This window comes from Chryseobacterium paridis (assembly GCF_016595215.1).
GTDB lineage: Bacteria > Bacteroidota > Bacteroidia > Flavobacteriales > Weeksellaceae > Chryseobacterium > Chryseobacterium paridis.
The window spans coordinates 1,434,244-1,452,903 of sequence record NZ_JAENHK010000010.1 but is presented as its reverse complement, the minus strand read 5'-3'; the positions used below and the strand labels follow the sequence as shown (position 1 = coordinate 1,452,903).

12 protein-coding genes are annotated in these 18,660 nt (G+C 35.3%); 8 read left to right on the top strand and 4 right to left on the bottom strand.

Annotation, left to right across the window (positions count from 1 at the left end):
• The first annotated feature begins 10 nt into the window (after positions 1-10).
• The 6 genes from JHL15_RS16035 (at position 11) to JHL15_RS16010 (ending at position 11,347) form a co-directional block, all read left to right on the top strand.
• A complete protein-coding gene (locus tag JHL15_RS16035; RefSeq protein WP_200247346.1) occupies positions 11-6,190 on the top strand; it encodes a PQQ-binding-like beta-propeller repeat protein in 6,180 nt (2,059 codons plus the stop codon).
• A gap of 81 nt (positions 6,191-6,271) precedes the next feature.
• Positions 6,272-7,732, top strand: a complete 1,461-nt coding sequence (locus JHL15_RS16030) for a hypothetical protein (RefSeq protein WP_200247345.1) — start codon at positions 6,272-6,274, stop codon at positions 7,730-7,732.
• A 2-nt stretch (positions 7,733-7,734) separates the two neighbouring features.
• The gene (locus JHL15_RS16025) at positions 7,735-9,192 is read left to right on the top strand and encodes a hypothetical protein (RefSeq protein WP_200247343.1); all 1,458 of its coding nucleotides are present in this window, start codon (positions 7,735-7,737) and stop codon (positions 9,190-9,192) included.
• A gap of 5 nt (positions 9,193-9,197) precedes the next feature.
• On the top strand, positions 9,198-9,731 hold the full coding sequence (locus JHL15_RS16020) for a hypothetical protein (protein ID WP_200247341.1): 534 nt from the start codon (positions 9,198-9,200) through the stop codon (positions 9,729-9,731).
• Between the two features lie 181 nt (positions 9,732-9,912).
• On the top strand, positions 9,913-10,206 hold the full coding sequence (locus JHL15_RS16015) for a GNAT family N-acetyltransferase (protein WP_200247340.1): 294 nt from the start codon (positions 9,913-9,915) through the stop codon (positions 10,204-10,206).
• Positions 10,207-10,381: 175 nt separating this feature from the next.
• Positions 10,382-11,347, top strand: coding sequence for a sterol desaturase family protein (locus JHL15_RS16010; RefSeq protein ID WP_200247338.1), 966 nt, complete (start codon positions 10,382-10,384; stop codon positions 11,345-11,347).
• Here JHL15_RS16010 and JHL15_RS16005 read toward each other — a convergent pair.
• Both JHL15_RS16005 and JHL15_RS16000 read right to left on the bottom strand, forming a co-directional pair.
• Positions 11,329-12,039, bottom strand: coding sequence for a LytR/AlgR family response regulator transcription factor (locus JHL15_RS16005; RefSeq protein ID WP_200247336.1), 711 nt, complete (start codon positions 12,037-12,039; stop codon positions 11,329-11,331). The genes JHL15_RS16010 and JHL15_RS16005 overlap by 19 nt on opposite strands.
• A complete protein-coding gene (locus JHL15_RS16000; protein ID WP_200247335.1) occupies positions 12,036-13,133 on the bottom strand; it encodes a sensor histidine kinase in 1,098 nt (365 codons plus the stop codon). Before JHL15_RS16000 ends, JHL15_RS16005 begins: the two co-directional genes overlap by 4 nt.
• Positions 13,134-13,333: 200 nt before the next feature.
• On the opposite strand from JHL15_RS16000, the gene JHL15_RS15995 reads away from it, so the two are divergent.
• Both JHL15_RS15995 and JHL15_RS15990 read left to right on the top strand, forming a co-directional pair.
• Positions 13,334-15,451: a type IA DNA topoisomerase gene (locus JHL15_RS15995; RefSeq protein ID WP_200247333.1), complete on the top strand. Its 2,118-nt coding sequence runs from the start codon at positions 13,334-13,336 to the stop codon at positions 15,449-15,451.
• Between the two features lie 440 nt (positions 15,452-15,891).
• Positions 15,892-16,314: a PaaI family thioesterase gene (locus JHL15_RS15990; RefSeq protein ID WP_200247331.1), complete on the top strand. Its 423-nt coding sequence runs from the start codon at positions 15,892-15,894 to the stop codon at positions 16,312-16,314.
• Between the two features lie 179 nt (positions 16,315-16,493).
• Here JHL15_RS15990 and JHL15_RS15985 read toward each other — a convergent pair whose 3' ends face one another.
• Both JHL15_RS15985 and JHL15_RS15980 read right to left on the bottom strand, forming a co-directional pair.
• Positions 16,494-17,228: a hypothetical protein gene (locus JHL15_RS15985; protein WP_200247329.1), complete on the bottom strand. Its 735-nt coding sequence runs from the start codon at positions 17,226-17,228 to the stop codon at positions 16,494-16,496.
• A gap of 83 nt (positions 17,229-17,311) precedes the next feature.
• Positions 17,312-18,658 carry an MFS transporter gene (locus JHL15_RS15980; protein WP_234047791.1) on the bottom strand — a complete coding sequence of 449 codons (1,347 nt, stop codon included), beginning with the start codon at positions 18,656-18,658 and terminating at the stop codon, positions 17,312-17,314.
• Between the last annotated feature and the right edge of the window lie 2 nt (positions 18,659-18,660).

Sequence of the window (18,660 nt, the reverse complement as noted above, 5' to 3'; positions counted from 1 at the left end):
TAAATCTAAAATGAGTTTTTTTAAATATCATAATTATAATACTTCAAATGCTAAAATCAACTTTACCCATAGAGATAATGGTAACGTTTTTCATGCAGGAGGGATAGAAAAGTCAGGAGTTGTTACAGTTCTTAAAGAAAACGGAAAACTTTTGTGGAGTAAAAGATACTCTAATCCGGACAGAGAAGTAAGCTTTAAAAAAATCATTTCAGTCTCAGGTAACTATGTTATCCTGGGGCTGGAAGATGAAGTAATACCTTTTCTATTATGCATCAATATAAAGGGTGATGTGATCTGGTATAGGAATTTTCCTGCAAATCCGACACAGGAGGATGCCCTGCTTGTAGAAACATATGGAGGGCTTATCTATCTTGCCTTTTTTGATCTTAAATACCAGAATAATTACATTATAGCTGTGAATGATACAGGAGATATTGTAGTAAGCAAAAATATCATAGATACTTTTCGTGGAAAAAATATTCAGATTTCAGGTTTAGCAATTTATAATGGCAATATTTACATTTGTGGTAATGAAGATGGATTGGGTGTAGTTATCAGCACAAACCTGGACTTTAACGCTACAACATCGAGGTATACTTACCATTCCAACGGGGCAACAGTTTCCCTGGACGGAATATATTATCAAAATAATAGAATCTACGCATCCGGAGTATGGAATAACGGACCTGCTCTTGTTCTTCCGAATCAGAATGTAGGGTATTTTTATAAGCCTAATACAGGTTTGAAAACACGTTTTTCATTCGGACAAAATAATTTCTATATATGCAATGAAAAAAGCCAGATTGCCTGCTCCAATTATAGTCATTCAATAGAATTTATTAAGCAGCTATCCGTGACAACTTCTGTAATTGATAAAGTGGATGGTGATACGTTATTAATCCATGGAACCGACGATTCACATGAATATTCAGGTTTTATTCAGGGTGATATTACAAATTGTAAATCATTCCCTATGCAAGTGTGGCAGCCTGATCTTAAGGAAATGAATATGAAAGGGGCTAGCTATGATTTCAAGGATATTAATTTGGATATGAATACCAGTGATTTAAAGGTCGCTACGACTTCCTATACCAATATGAGCATTTGTGATGATGGCGATGGAAGCGGAATTGATTTTGATGAATTTTCCGGACTTCAAACCCCTAATTTTTATCTTCAGGCTGCCGGATCTAAAGGAGATGACAGTACGAAAGGGATTCACCTGAGATGGGGTTTTGGTGGTAAGCTAGGCGAAAACCATCTTCCTAAAGGAAATTTAGCATCCTCAGATTATAATTTTAATAAACCTGAAGATTTTGTCAAAATTTATAGAACAGCGTATAAAAAAGCTGTTTTTACACTAGACTTTCATACTCCTCCTCAATTGGTTGATGATAATCAGAAGATGTGGGTGTATAAGTTTAACAACAATAAAAGGATTTTTTATGTTTATTTTAAAAATAAAACCAGATATGCTCAGGTAAGACAGTCGGTTGATCCGCTTGTTGATCCTCTTAAATTTATAAATGTTTATGGATATGAGCTGATAGAAATTCTTTGTAAAACAGATATTTTCTTTGCTGCAGAACTGGAAGTAAACGATCAGCAGCAGGATGCTGTGATTGAAATGGAGGCACTTGCTGTAGCGGAACAAAACATTCCTTCTCAGCAGCATCTTGCTTACAGAAATGCTTTGTATGGAAATGAGGTCCTGGCTTCTTATTTTAATGCAGAGAATGCAAAAACACTACGTTTGAAAGCTAATAAATGTCTTGTTTCAGCAATTAAATTTGAGTTTTATTCAGACTTTATCATCAGCAGAAATCAGGTGAATGCCTGGACGGAATTAGGCCAGTTTTCACTGACAGCAGATCAGGATGAAGCATTTAGCAGATTGGATCCATTACCTGCAGACAATCCGGTGCATGGTGCATGGTTAAGATACAATGACGGAGCTTATGTAAATACGGAAAACTATAAAAAGAAATGGGAACATCAGTCTCAAGGGCCATTAGATCGAGATATCCAGACCGTTATCAAGCAATATGTTGGTTTGAGTGATGACCAGTCGAATCCTAAGGGAAATGAAACCATTTCAATTAACCTTTCACCCACAGGTTCACAACAAGTGGTTGATATCAGTACTAACCCTCCTGAGCAGGGAGATATGCAGGTTTCCAATCTTGATATTTTAAATATTGCAGCACTTGATTACCACGTTGCCAGAATATTGGGACTTGGACATCTTGATATCAATAGTGATGTGTTCGGAAATGAATTTATCTACATTGCAGAATATTATACCAATCAGAATCTGGATATGAATACTTCTGATAAGACGTATCAGTTGCTTTCAATGTCTCTGCCTGTTTCAACAGAAATTGAAAGGCTTTCACTTCCTGTAAAATTGATGAAACTTAATAAGGGAATGGATTCTGATAATCCACAATCTGCAGGCTTGTATGACAGTGAAGGATATTCTCATAATGGGAAATATCGTTATATCAGTATTTATAATCAGCAGATTCCTGAGCTTGAAATAAATCCTGCATTTATGGGGATATATCAGAAATTTGATGCTTCCTCATTCACATTTCCTGTATATGCAGGTCTTGAATATCGTGTTGTAGAACCAGGAAAAACAGATGATTATATCTGGATCAAACCAGAGCTGTGTCATGATACTAAATACACAAATATTGATAATGCGGCGAACTCTTTTGAAACATTGCCTATACAGATTCCGGATACCTATGCTCCATTGTATATGCATAAGCAGGATAAGAGTGGAACGTATTTTTATAAAGGCTATGGGATCAACTGGTTCTCAAGAGCTCAGATAGGAGGGGAGGAATTGTCGATTGATACGAAGATTAAGCCTAATAACAGATTATTGCCTCCAACCGCCACAACTGCTTTCCTTATTCAGAAAGAATATCCTGTGACATTGACTTCTCAGAACGAGCAGGATCGTAGACAAGCCATCACAGATAATGATAAAACATTGGTAAGATTAGGGTTTGACCATCATATTTATCAGGATGAAATTGTGTATCCTATTTCATTTGATTCCACATTGCCGGATGATTATTATCTGGACCCGAATACGATCTTCCCTGATGATAAAGAAGTCATGGCAGACGAAGTGGAGATCTTTTACAGAAACTATACGATGAAGGAGATTTCTGCAAAAGTGGTAAATATTGATCACCATCAAAATAATCAGCTTCTGGCAGTTATTAAAACGGAGGATTATATTCTTCCAAGCTCAGGAGGAACGTTTGTTTCAAATCCAAATGCTCCGGCACCTCAACCTTCGATTCCACAAAATACGCTGAAATCGGAAATTCCGGCAGGAACAACTATCAATGATTTTATTGGAGGAATTTTCCTGTTGGATGGTGAAAGTTATATTATCAACGGGATTGAAGTAGAACCTTCGGGATTAAAATTTACCGTGTTCAAAAAAGTACCAAGTGCAGCTATTATTTCTGGAACTAATCCGGTAATTGATCAGAGTAGCCTAGTACTTCCTACATTCAGTCCTGGTACTGAAGGGTTGTTCAATGCTACTGAAAATATGCAGAATACGTCAACCTGGGGACCTAAAAATCCAAACTCACTGAAAGTGAAGATCGGAACCAATGATTGGGGAATCCACAGAGAAGTAATCAGTACACAACAGTCAGATGGATCTGTTCAGAGATTTGTGGAAAAGAGTAGAGGCTTCTGGAAAAATGCTCAAGTACATAGACATTATGAGAAAATAGCAAAGTATCAAAATAGCCTGGGCGCTGTTATTGATGATCCTGCCCAAGGTAAAAAAGTACATCAGGGTGTCTACAAAATTACTTTCCCAGGATTTAAGCTTGGACATCATCCGCAATTTTGGGATAATTCAAACTCTGTAGATTGGTTCAATGGAATTGTCAGAATGTTTACTTATGAACATTTTGGTGCAGCACCAAGTGATTCAAGATCTATTTTCAAAGTTGTACGCACAGAGAATATAGGAACCAATAACGATCTGGTACTTTATGTTTATGATGAGAGTTTTAGAATAAATGAAGACAGCCAAACCCATGAACCGTTGTTCGTGTTTGATGATGGCAATGATTTTCCAATGAAGATGTCTGATCCTTTAATGGGAAATGATGTTAAAATTAATTATTATCCTTCTTATAGAGTATATTTATATAAGAATGAAGCCAATAACTTAATTGAAGATGCCATTTTACCATCTGTAAATGAGGATGTGAAGTATTCCATCTTTGGATTTAAGAGCGTGGATCATGATAACGTGGATATGCAGGGTGCTCCCTACAAATCTAAATTCAGTGTTCCTGCTGTAATGTTTGCCAATAGAATTGTAGAACCTGAACAGCCTGAACGGCCAATAGGTTCTACCTATGCAACAAGACCTGATAAATTTGGAAAGTCTACATACAGTTTTATTACAAAATATAAGCATAAACCTTATTCTGTACAGTTTTTCAGAGCGAATAATACGGTCTTACTGGCGGCGTTGTACGAACCGGAAACGATCAAGAGCATTAAAATAGGTCTTGACTATGTTGGGGGTACTGAAGAGGCGTTTTTCAATAACAGATGGATGAATTTTGTAGATTTTGATTTCTTAACGAGTAAAACGAGTGAATACTATCCGTTGCTTCCACCAAAAGGACTTGCAAAATTTAGAATGCCTACGCCTAATAGCACGATTTTCTTTGATGCAATTAATCTGTTTATTGAAGCTCATAATGATCATTATGGCTTAGTAGATGGTCAGACAAATTATTGTCAGCCACTTATTGATACTGACAGAGGAAATAAAAAATTCAATGACATCATCATTAAGGAAATTCCAGGAGTTTCAGGTGAATTACGTTTCGGACACTTTATTAAAGAAGCGATTACCAACTGTTTCCTGCCACTTACGGAAGTTCCGATTATCTATCAGCAGATTGAAAAATTTGATTTCAGCAGCCTTGCAGGACACAGACCTAAAAATAAAAAACAGAACATCCGTGATGCTTCAGGATACTTATTGCCTACAACGCATCCTGATTTTGATATGGCTCCAATGGCAGCAATCTACAGCGATAATCCTGAGCATTCTACATTGTTCACTGATTTTACCCTTGATGGAGCTTCAGATAACTTTTATTTCTACGGAGTAAGAGAATTAGGAAATCAAATGCAGATGGGAGAATTCAGTAAATTCCAGGGACCAATCAAATTAGTTAATACCAATCCTGCTGAGTCACCAAAGATTTTGAGTCTACTTCCGGTTGTAGAAAATGCAACGTTAGGAATCTCTACAAAAGTGAGAATTGAAGTCAATTCCTATACTGCTGTACACAAAATCAATGAGATTTCGATTTACAGAGCAACCAATAAACTGAATGCAGATTCAATACTAAGTATGAAGCATATTAAGACAGTAAATATTGCTGATGTAGAAGTTAATCCTGAAAACGGATCATGGACTGTATATGATGAATTTGAAGATCTGGATGAAAAACCTTATGGAGATGCTCTTTTCTATCGTGTCGTTGCATCAAGAAAAGTGCAATATTCTACAACAGATTATAACGTTGTTCCTCCTGCGATTAAAGAAGTACAAGAACAAGCTCCTTCGTTGCCATCAAAAACCATAGTTACGATGTTGGTAGAAAATTATAACCCGCCGGCACCTGTATTGAGATATCACTCTGAGCCAGTAGATTCTGATATGATCAACTGGGTGATTTTATCCTGGGATCAGATTTGCTACAAAGGAAAATATCATCTTTATAAAATGAGTCCTCTAGGCAACTGGAAAGAAATTGCAAGAATAGATACGGATGAAAAAGATACCTCAAAAGCGAAACTATATGTCTTTGGCAATAATCCGGCAACTAATACTGAAGAATGGTTCTTTAAAGAAACATTTGATATGACCGGAAATGAGTTTTTCCTTCCTGTAGAAAAATTAGGACTGGATCCAATGAAGATCAAAGATGAAGAAGGAAGAGTACTTTATCATCACTTTAAAATGGTATCCCAGAATACATCGAATATGTTCAGTACGGAAGAAAAAATTCTGACGATTTACAAGGAAGAAACCTGGACAGATATTGGTGGAATCTCACATGATGGGACAGATGGAATGATCTTACAGGGAACTTTTATTGTAAGACCTAACTAAACCAATAATTATAATTAATAGAAATGAATCAGTTCCTCCCAACTTTATGGGAGGAGGGACTGATCATGAAAAACAAAAATTATGGCAAAAAAAACAATAGCAGTTTTAAAAGAATATTTTAAAGTAGGAAAGAGACCAACAGAAAGTCAGTTTAGTGATCTTATAGATAGCTATGCCAATTTAGATGATAAAAATATTTTCCCTGATAACTATAAATATAAAAATTTGTATTTCGAATTTCCCAATCAACAAGCCGATATGGCTGTGGATATCCTTTTGGGAAATAATTATCTGAATGGAAGTTTGGAAATCGAAATTACAGGCACATTCTCGCATCAGACAAGTGTTGGTATTATAAAAAAACAATTTGAGATTGGGCTTAATCCTGATGGAAATGTTTGGTATCCTACTACGGCCAGAATTGTAGAAGCGGCAGGAACCATTTTAGATAGTATTTACATTGGAGATATTGTATGGGATTCAGCTATAAATGAATATAAGCTAACTATTTACCATACAAGCAGTAGTCAGAACCCATATGCTATAAGAATCAAGCAGTTTTCTTATGACAAAGCATTTGTAGACCAGGCCAGACTTTCGGACATCTATATTAAACCAATTGTTGGGCAAAGAAAACATTCAGTACATTATGATGGAAATATAGGAATTGGAACAAGCAATCCAAGATCTAAACTGGATGTCTGGGGTAATGTTCAGGCTGGCAGAAGTGATGCTACAGAAGGAATCAATGCTTTTTCCATTCGCTATGAAAATGGATCTGTCAATAACTGGGGCTCATTAAGAAGCGGTGCGGAAACTTATATGGGTTATGGCGTTAAAGCTGATAATCAGACAGCTTATGGCTGGTTGTCAGGTAATGGATCTTATGCTGGTTATAAGACGGCAGTAACTGTTGGTGGTGAAGGAATTAAATTTTTATCCTCTAATTATGTGCAAGCTGCCCAGGATTCTCCTGTTGCGATGTCAGAACTTATGCGAATAGTCCCGAATGGAAATGTCGGAATCGGTACAGATAACCCACAACAAAAACTTGATGTACGAGGATATATTGTATCACAAGTAAACGGTAATGAAGGGGGAGCTCTCTTTTTACAAAATCCAACCAAAACAGCGTCAGGTACTGCTCACCAATGGGCAATTTATAATATGACAGGAGGTTATGGTAATGGATTGCAGTTCTGGAGCTACTCTACGGACGGATCATATGGACCAAGGTTATTTTTATCAGATGCTGGTAATATGGCCTTGTATGGTAAAATTGAAGCAAAAGATGTCGTAATTACTGCATCACCTACTGCGGATCATGTCTTTGCATCGGATTATAATTTGAGAGAGATCTGTGATCTTGAAAAATTTATCTCTGAAAAAAGTCATCTTCCGGAAATTCCTTCTGCAAAAGAGATGATAGATAGTGGACTTTCAGTAGGAGACTTCCAAATTAAATTACTACAGAAAATAGAAGAATTAACACTATACATGATCTCAATGAAAAAAGAGATTGATGTTTTAAAATCCAATTAATCATGGCTAAAAAGACAATTACAGAATTAAAAGAATACTTTATAGCAGGAAAGAGACCTACAGAAGGACAATTTGGTGATGTTATGGATAGCTTTGCTAACCTGGAAGATCCACAACTGTTTCCAAAGAATTACATTAAAAAAAGACTAGCTGTTGACTTTCCTAATGATGTATTTGATCAGGCTGTGGATATTCTTTTGGGAAACAGAGGAATGTCAGGGTCTCTTGAAATAGAAATCGTGGGAACATGGATGTACACAAATACTGTTGGAAATATTAAAAAACTCTTTCAGGTGGGATTCAACCCGGATAATGCAGTGTGGTATACCCCAACATCAAGAATCGTGGAGGCAGGAGGTCCTATTATTAATCATATTTATATCGGAGATGTAGTGTGGGATGCTCATATTAATCAATATAAGATAACTATTTATCACACGCACCATTCGGGGAATATATATGATGTCAGAATTACTTATCACTGCCCTTTTGATACACAGGATTTTAGTGAGGTGAAACTTTCAGATGTCTATACCAGTCCTCTTGCAGGGCAGAAAATACATTATACTCATTATAATGATTATCTGGGAATTGGGACACTATTACCAGAAGCAAAACTTCACGTAAAGGCTCCTCTCGGTCTGGGAGATGCCAATTACAGTTCAGGCTTGTTTGATAGGAATGAAGCAGCGGGAGGAAGTAATAAACTAACCATACGATATCATTCAACTGCTGATCTGGAAGTTAATTCAGGATTTACAGGATCGGGCTTCAGATATGGAACGTATAGTGACTTTAATATTGTGAATAATGGTTTGAGTGATACGTTTGGTGCTATTAATTTTGTAACAAATGCAGCAGTAAGACTATCTGTACAACCTAATGGAAACGTAGGAGTCGGAACTTCAGCTCCACAGGCAAAAATGAATATAGTATCATCTCCGAAGAATCCTGATCAAGAAGGAACATTAATATTAGGAGATGTTGGTCAGGTAAATATGAGGTTCGGAAGTAACGAGCAATATAACTGGATACAAAGCCATGCATCCTCACCACTTAATATTAATCCTCTTGGGAATGATCTGATCTTGAATAGAGATGCGGGAAATGTAGGAATCGGAACAAAAAATCCTGATCAAAAACTTACTGTAAAAGGAAAAATTCATGCTGAAGATGTAATTGTGGATACCAATGTTCCTGCTGACTATGTATTTCAAAAATATTTTGACAATGATTCCCCTATCAGGCCAGAGTATCAGATGCCAACAATCAATGAGCTGGAATCTTTTGTAAGAGAAAATAAACATCTTCCTGAAATTCCATCCGGTGAAACGATGATGAAAAATGGGATAACAATGGGGGATTTTCAAATGAAGCTGCTTCAAAAGATTGAAGAATTGACATTGTATATGATTTCTCAAAATAGAGAAATCGAACATTTAAAAACTTTAATCAATTAACCATCATGCCAAAAAGAATAATTACAGAATTAAAAAGTTTCTTCAAAGCAGGGAAAAGGCCAACACAAAACCAATTTGAAGATTTTCTGGACAGTTATGTCCATTTAGATAATCCGGAATTTGTAAAAACAGAAGATGTTGGAAGTACAAGGCAAGGAATTGCCAAGTTTTTTACAAGTTCAGCCGGTACAGATATCTTTCATATAAAACTACCTTATAAAGTAGATACAAATAGTGCAATGTTCCACATTAAGGCACTAGGATATGCCTATCATTCCGGAGATCCTATTGATATTACCTGGGTGGGGTATTGCTATAGAGCATCAACATCATTGCTCAACTATAAAACATTTGTTAATGGCTCTACTTCAATAACGGCAGGACAATATGTAGGAACTGATAAACATATTTATTTATGGTTTAAATTGTCGAGTATCTATTTTTCTTCTTTTAAATTAGATTCAATGCGAGTAGGCAATGGAACTTTATTAAAGCAAGGTGATGTGGAGATCATTTTAAGTACTCAATCACAATTATAAAGACTATTATAACCTAAATTAATTAGAAACTAAGGTACAATCCCTTTTAAGCGAAAGTTTAAAAGGGATTTACATTTACAAGGTAAAAAATAAACAATGGGAGAGAAGTTATCATAGGATATGTATCAGTAAAAACAATCACTTTATCTTTACTCCATTAAAATAAATAAAAAATTACAGAATGGAAAGAACAGAAGTTGTTATTAATACACACAACAGAGGAGAAATACAATTGTTTTCGAATGATCAGAAAGTAGGAAAAATGGACATTTCAGTGATCGGACCAAAATTAACAGTTTACCATACCGAAGTAGATCCCGAATATCAAGGGGAAGGTTTTGCTAAAATATTACTGGACAGATTGGTTTCCTATGCCAGAGAAAATGATCTGAAAATCGTTCCTTTATGTCCCTATGTTTTTGCTCAGTTCAAGCATCATCCGGAAGAATATAATGATGTATGGTTTAAAGATTAATGAAGTAAATAAAGAACTCAACATCTTTAAAGTATACTTGATGTATAAGTGGTTTGTTTTCAGCTTTTTTTATTTAATTATTTTTCATCGATTGGAGTCTATAGGTGTACAAAAAACATTATTTTTGTGTTAAAATGATTTTCAATTTTAGTACTCATTAATTTTTTAGAAAAAAATGTTTGATTTTGATAAAACTTTTGGAACTCACGGGCAGGAAGTTATATGGCAATGGACTGTCCCCGTATTCATAGTGGTTATTTTCATAGAGATGGGTTATAGCCATTTCAATAAAGAAAAATTATACGAGACCAAAGACTTAGCTACCAATATCTTTTTTGCTCTCCTGAACTATGGACTGGACATTATAATGAAAGGTTTTTCGATGTTCGTTATGATGTTTTTTTATCATCATCGCATTTTTAATTGGGAGTTTGGAATCTGGTATTGGATTGCAGTATTCCTTGCCCAGGATTTTGCTTATTATGTTCACCATTATGTAGATCATCATTCCCGTGTCTTCTGGGCGGTGCACATAACCCATCATAATTCAGATTATTTCAATATTACAACTGGTTTTAGAAGTCCGGTATTTCAGCCATTATACAGATACCTGTTTTTTTCTCCCTTAGCATTTTTAGGATTCAATCCATGGCATGTTATGATTGCTTATTCTTTAATTCAGATTTATGGTACGTTTATTCATACACAAACCATTAAAAGCATGGGATTTTTAGAACACATTTTGGTAACACCTTCTCATCATCGGGTACACCATGCTTGCAATATCAAGTATCTGGATCGTAATATGGGGATGGGATTAATTATCTGGGATAAAATATTCGGGACATTTGAAAAGGAGGATCCTGAAGTACCTGTTAAATATGGAGTATATCCTAAAATTAAATCTAAAGATCCAGCTACAGTACTTTTCTACGAGTGGAGAAGGATAGGGAAAGATATCAGGCAACCTGGAATATCTTTTAAAAACCGATTGAAATATTTGTTTTACTCACCAGGCTGGAGACATGATGGAACCGGAAAAACGGTGAAACAATTTCAAAAAGAATATTACGAAAAACAAAAGAATATTGAACATTCTGACCAGCCAACTAATTTAGTGAATCAGGATTTTCCTTTATAAATTTCCATAAAGTATTTTCTATAGCTTGTCCCAAGAGGTAATTCTATATCATTAATGAATATGGTATGGTTGGCTACGGCTGTAATATGTGAGATATTCACGATATATGATTTACTGATCCGTACAAATATATCTTCAGGAATCTTTGAATGTGCTGTTTTAAGATTCATTGCCGTGATCAGTTTTCCTGAACCAAGATTGATGATAACATAATCTTTCATGCCCTCGATATAAAGAATATCACCATAAAGGATTTTGTAGTCACGACGATCTGCCCGTATGAGAATGCTGTTTTCTCCAGATGTTTTGTATTGTCCTTTTTCATTAGAATCTGATAAAAGATAACTATACTCCAAAGCTTTATGTACAGCTTTGAAAAAACGTTCTTCCCGAATTGGTTTTACCAGATAATCTATAGCATCTACTTCATAACTGTCCAGGGCATACTGAATATGTGCCGTTGTGAAGATGACTAGAGTATTTTTAGAAAGTGTTTTGGCAAATTCGACCCCATTAATACCAGGCATCTGAATATCTAAAAATATAAGATTAATTTGATGAGTATCCAAAATCCCTTTAGCATCATGAACATTTTTAAAAACCCCTTTAAGAATCAATTCAGGGATTTTACCAATAAACTTTAACATGCCTTGCCTTGCAATAGGTTCATCGTCGATAATAATACAATTCATAGTTCTACAATTAAATCTACAAAAAATGATGATGGTTTATTCTCAATAATAAGTTGGTATTTGTCGGGATAAAGCAGTTCAAGTCTTTTTCTGATGTTTGTAAGCCCAATACCTCCTTTAAGAGTTGTCGATTCAATTGGTGCTTTAGAGTTCATACAAGTAAAATGCAAAATAGTATTCTCCAGGTGGAAATGAACTTTTACAAAAGCTTTTTCATAATTGTTGTTATGTTTTACTGCATTTTCGATAAAAGGAATAAAAAGCAATGGAGGTACCAATATATCCGGCTTTTCTCCGGTCACTAAAATCTCATATTCAAAATCATCTCTTCGGGAAGATTCTATTGAAAGAAAATTTTCAAAAAATTGGATATCCGAACGGAGTATGATGGATTCTTCTGAACAATCATAAATTTGATACCTAAGAAGCTCGGAAAGATTTACAATTAAAGAAGAAGCTAGTTTGGGATTATCTTCGATCAGAATATTAGCATTATTTAATGTATTAAACAAGAAATGAGGTGAAATCTGATTCTTTAAAAGTGCGAGTTCATTTTGAAAATTAATTTCCCTCATCTTATAAAAATTCTCACGGGTCCTCAACCAATTTTGGAAAAGTTTTATAGCGGTAGTGGATGCCAGTATGATATTAAGAGAAAGGGTAAAATGAAGAAGGCTTACAAGAGAAAAGGCAGGTTTACCATTTTTTACAACCTTATATTCATAAAATATCTGATCAAAAATCATGATTATAATGAACGTGAAAACAGCTAAAAAAATGAGACTGAGAATATAAAGAAATATTTTACTTTTGGCTAATAATTTCGGAATTAGAATATAGACATTCAAGTAAATTAAAAGTAAAAGATAGAGCACAAATGCCATATTGAGGTAAATGTCCATATTCCCAATATATTCTTTTTCTTTTGAGGTCAGGAATAGAAGACCAAAAAGCAGAAGTAAAGCTATGCGTCTATGCCAGCGGTATTGTGAGGAGACGATGAAATCATACCAAAATGCTTGCTTACCCATCTCACTGTGAGTGAAGCTATCATTTTTATCTTGTGAAAGATCCATAAAAAACTTCTTATCCAAAACTACAAAATTTAATTGATAATAATTTGTAAGTCAATGGATCAAACGGTTTTGTTACATATAATTCTTAATAAAATATAATTATGAGTTATTATTTAAAAATGATTCCATGCTCTCCAATAAACCTGGTTCATAACTTTTTCATTAAAAGTCAAAAAAAATCCCGAATTTTGCAGCCCTTTCATTAATCCCGAATATTCATGAAGCTTTGTATTGCCGAGAAACCCAGTGTTGCCAGAGATATCGCCAAAGTATTAGGTGCTACCACGCCTAAACAAGGCTATATGGAAGGAAATGGCTATTGCGTAACATGGACATTCGGACATCTCTGTACCCTTAAAGAGCCTCACGATTATGGGCCACAATACAAATCTTGGAATCTGTTTCTATTGCCCATTATCCCCAATAATTTTGGAATAAAATTAATTCCCAATAAAGGCGTTGAAAATCAGTTCAAAGTAATCGAAAAGTTAGTTGAAGAATGCGATGAGGTGATTAATTGTGGTGATGCCGGGCAGGAAGGAGAATTGATACAACGTTGGGTATTGCAGAAAGCAAAATGCAATAAACCTATCCAACGTCTGTGGATTTCATCACTTACCGAAGAAGCTATTAAAGAAGGTTTTGAGAAATTAAGACCGGCTGATGATTATAAAAATCTTTATTTGGCAGGAAACGCCAGGGCAATAGGGGATTGGCTATTGGGAATCAATGCAACACGTCTTTTTACTAAGAAATTTGGTAACAATAAAGTTGTTTTATCCATCGGAAGAGTTCAAACGCCTACATTAGCAATGTTGGTTCAGCGACAAAAAGAAATCGACAGTTTTAATACCGAAGAATATTGGGAACTGAAAACCAAATACCGCGATGTTATTTTCAACGCTGCGATTGACAGGCTTAAAACTTTAGATCGTGCAGAAAAAGGATTGGAATATCTTAAAGTCAATCCTTTTGAAATTGTATCCTTTGAAATTAAAGAAGGAAAAGAGAAAAATCCAAGACTCTTCGACTTGACGGGTCTTCAGGTAGAAGCCAATAAAAAATATGGATACTCCGCAGACAATACCTTGAAATATATTCAGAGTCTTTACGAGAAAAAGCATGTAACCTATCCACGTGTAGATACAACATATCTATCAGATAGTCTTTATCCTAAAATAGAAGGAATTCTTCGGAAAATGTATTTTTATCAGGAATTGATCTCTCCATTATTAGAGCAGCCCATTCCTAAATCTAAAGCAGTTTTTGATGATGCAAAAGTGACTGATCACCATGCAATCATCCCCACCGAAGTTACACCTTCTCAAAATCTGAGCAGAGAAGAGAAATTGGTGTATGACCTTATTGCCAAACGATTTATTTCTGTTTTTTATCCTGAATGTAAAATTTCCAATACGCTGGTAGAGGGAAAGGTAGGAACAATTCCTTTTAAAACCAGTGGAAGACAGATTCTTGAGCCTGGTTGGAGAGCAGTATATGCTAAAGATGCCAAAGAAGAACCCACAGATAAAGAAAAAGATAAAGAAGAAGAACAGACCATTCCTGAATTCACTGTTGGAGAAACAGGGCCCCATGATCCGATGATCCATCAGGGAAAAACCTCGCCACCAAAGCCTTATACAGAAGCAACGCTTTTGAGGGCGATGGAGACTGCCGGAAAACAGGTCGAGGATGAAGAACTTCGCGAATTATTGAAAAACAATGGTATCGGTAGGCCTTCTACACGAGCAAATATTATAGAAACTCTTTTCAAAAGACAATATATCGAAAAGAAAAGAAAGAATCTTATTGCTACTCAAACCGGAATTCAATTGATTGATACCATTGAAGATGAATTGCTAAAGAGCCCTGAATTAACAGGTGAATGGGAACTAAAACTTCGCAAAATTGAAAGCGGTGAATATGAAGCCAATCAGTTTAAAGAAGAATTGATTCAAATGGTTTCTGAGTTGACTAGAAAAGTTGTTGACGGTAAAGGAAAAGTGATCACTTTGCAAGAAGAAAAAACGGTTGAAAAGAAAAAGAGAGAACCTGCTCCTAAAAAAGAACTTCAATCCTTTGAAGAAATGAAATGCCCGAAATGTAAAGAACACAATTTGGTCAAAGGAAAAACAGCAGTTGGATGCTCTGATTTCAAAAATTGTGGATTTAAAATACCATTTGAACTCTTCGGAAAAAAACTATCGGAAAAACAACTTCTGGATCTCCTCCTTAAAGGAAAAACCTCAAAATTGAAAGGCTTTACTACTCATCCAGATTCTCTGACAGAAGGTATTCTTTCGTTATCTGATGATTTCACCGCACAGTTAGGATAGTGTCCTGTCATTGCGAACGAATGTGAAGCAATCTCAGCATATCATCTACAAATAGTTTGTGCTAAACACGATGATACAAAACCTTTGATGCTTTTTTAGGTGCAAAAAGGTATTTGTTACTTTTAAAAAATCTTTGATTTTTTTGAAACTTATGTGTACTTCATATGCAGTATGTATTAAACTTAAAACAGCTTAAGTGTTTAAAGCTTTTGTGACTTTTGTGGTTTAATTTTTTGCTCTCGCAGATTTTGCGGATTGAGCAGATTTTAAATTTTTATCTTCGATAAAAATGCTTGCGCCTTAAAAACGTAATGCTTTTAAAATTTTTGCGCCTTTGCGATTAACTTTTTTCTCTCTGAACTTAAAAAAAATTTGTGCTTAAAAAGTACAGATAAAATTTCAATCCTTTCACTACATTTGTAAGAATCATATTTCAATCCATGACACCAGAGAAAAAACAACTTATAACAGACAGTTTCAACCGTTCCGAAACATTAAAATTTTACAAAGCAGAACTTCTCGAAGTGGAAACTGATTTTATTTCCATAAAAATTCCAAAAATGGAGATGATGACCCGAAAAGCGGGGATGTTCAATGGAGCGATGATTGCTTCTTTAGTAGATGTTTCTTCTGGTTACGCTGCAGTAAGCAATTACAGTGACGATTGCTATGTGGTGACAATTGAGCTTAAAGTCAATTATTTGCGACCAGCAATGGGCGATGCTTTGGTTTCAAAATCATATGTGGTAAAAGGAGGAGGAAAAATAAGTGTTATCAGAACCGAAATCTATACAGTGGATGAAAATGGTTCTTCTGAAACTCATGTTGCTACTTCACTGGTTACTATGATGAGACTTAAATAAGCTTTTCATCAAACGCAAAGATTTTTATCTTCAATAAAAATTTAAAATCTGCTCAATCCGCAAAATCTGTGAGAACAAAAATGCTCGCAAAAATCTGTGTGATCTGCGAAATCTGTGGGAAATTAAAACTAAACCACAAAAGTATATTAATTCATGATGAGACTCAAACAAAGAAAGATCTAAAAAGAGTAGGCCTGAACCGAAAACTGCAGATAAGCATTATTTCCAACAGGATTAAACATACCCCAAATACCAACCGGAAGTTGATAACCTGCAATGGTGAACGTTTTAGTAATGATAAGGCTTATTTCATTAAAACCTGCTTCTTTAGCAAAGAAATTTCCTTTTTCTCCGTGGGTGTTATTTAGGGCAAAACCATATCCGATCCTGCCACGTACTTCAAGATTTTCTTTTTTATAAACAGGATATTCCGTTGAAACAAAAGAAGAATACTTATTCTGCGTATTATCTTTATTTCGGTCTCTCCCAAAAATGACGGTGTTCCAGCTTAAAACCAATGGAAACTTTTCACTGATTGTGTAGTATGATCTGAAATCCCAGAAGCGTCCTGTTTCGCTTGCATTATAATTAAAAAACTCCTTATTGTTGTAGGTAGCACCTGGTGAAAAGTTATAAATATCCCAAAGCTCTACTGTAAGGTGTTTGTTTTTATAGCCGATGTAATTATCAAATTCTTTGTAGGAACCATCAAAATTTCCACCTGCCCAAAATCCTCCGTAAAAATTTTCACCATCCAAATGAACATCACCTGTATAGACCAATCCCGAGGAAACTTCCTGGCCTCTCCATAAGTGACTGTTTCTAAGCTGTAGCGCTGAATGTAATTTCTGGCTATAAACCCATGAGGTTCCAATGATGATGGAAGCAATCATCAATATTTTAATTTTGATCATAATGGTATGCGTTTTTGATTATAACATTCCCATATCCGGTAAATTAATACCGGAAAACAGGAATGAGCTATAGAAATAAATGATTAGTTAATTAGATCTTTCTCTCTTATTTTAGACCCGAAAAGAGCATAAGAAAGCATGAGTAATTCACAAATGACCGTCAACATCCATGTCCATCTCCATGAGCCGAATATATCAGCTAATCCTCCTTGAAGCAATGTAAATACAGCGCCACCAAATACAGCAGAAATGAATACTCCGGAGGCCTTTGAGGTATATTTATTCAATCCTTTTATAGAAAGGGAATAAATGCAGCTCCACATCGAAGAGTGCAAAAGCCCAATCGCAACAAGGAACCAAAGATTTTGAGTGATCATCGAGGTAATGGCTAATATAGTCGCAAGAATAGTGGTAGTAGCTAATTGGGTTCTGGCTGAAATTTTACTGAAAAAACTTGAGATAGAACGTCCTACAAGGAATCCACCCCAGTATAAAGTTGATAATAAAGCATGTATTCCCAGATCCATTCCGCCAATAATAATATCTGTTTTTCCGAAAAAGGTGATCGGATGGCCAGATTCCATCAACTCAAAAGCATTAAGGTTGATATTGGCTCCGATGGCTACTTCAGTTCCTACATAAAAGAAAATAGCAAGTACTCCCAAAGCAAAATGACGGAATGACCAGATACTTCTTTCCAATTTTTCTCCGGCAACTGCTCTTGTATTTTCGATATCCGGAAGATGAAGTCTTTTTGTAATGATCATTACGGTTACAATACAAATAATCAATACAGAAAGGGGTAATAACAATTGTTTGATCTCAATATTTTCAATAGAAATACCACTGAACATAACGATCGTAACAAAAAAAGGAGCTGAGGTCGTACCAATCGAGTTGATAGCAGTTAAAATATTCAGACGTTGTACGGGTTGCGTTCCTTTTAAAGGATAAGAAGCAGCGTATGGATTCACAACCACCTGAATGATCGCAGCAGAAGTTCCCATCAAATAAGATCCAGCCACAAAAATGATAAATCCAAAAGGAATAACAGCATCACTGATTGTAAAATCCATGGTCGGAAACTGATAGCCCACCCACGAAGAGCATACATACATCAGTAAGCCTGAAATCATAAAAAACAAACCCCTGAGGATTGTATTTTTATATCCGAAAGCATTGACCCATTTGCTCCCTAAGGTTCCATTTAATAAATACCCTAAAAAGAAAAAGAAGGAAATTAATGTCGTAAATGTATTTTTCAAACCTCCTGCATGGGCCAGAAAGGTAAACTTTAAAGGAGCTTGCAACTGTTCATTAACAGTAGTTAAAAAACCAACAATAAAGTAAATAAAGGTAATAATAGCGAAAGGTAAGATACTGCTATTAGAGCCTGTTTTCAGCGTTTTTATTTCGGAATTTGTTTGCATGA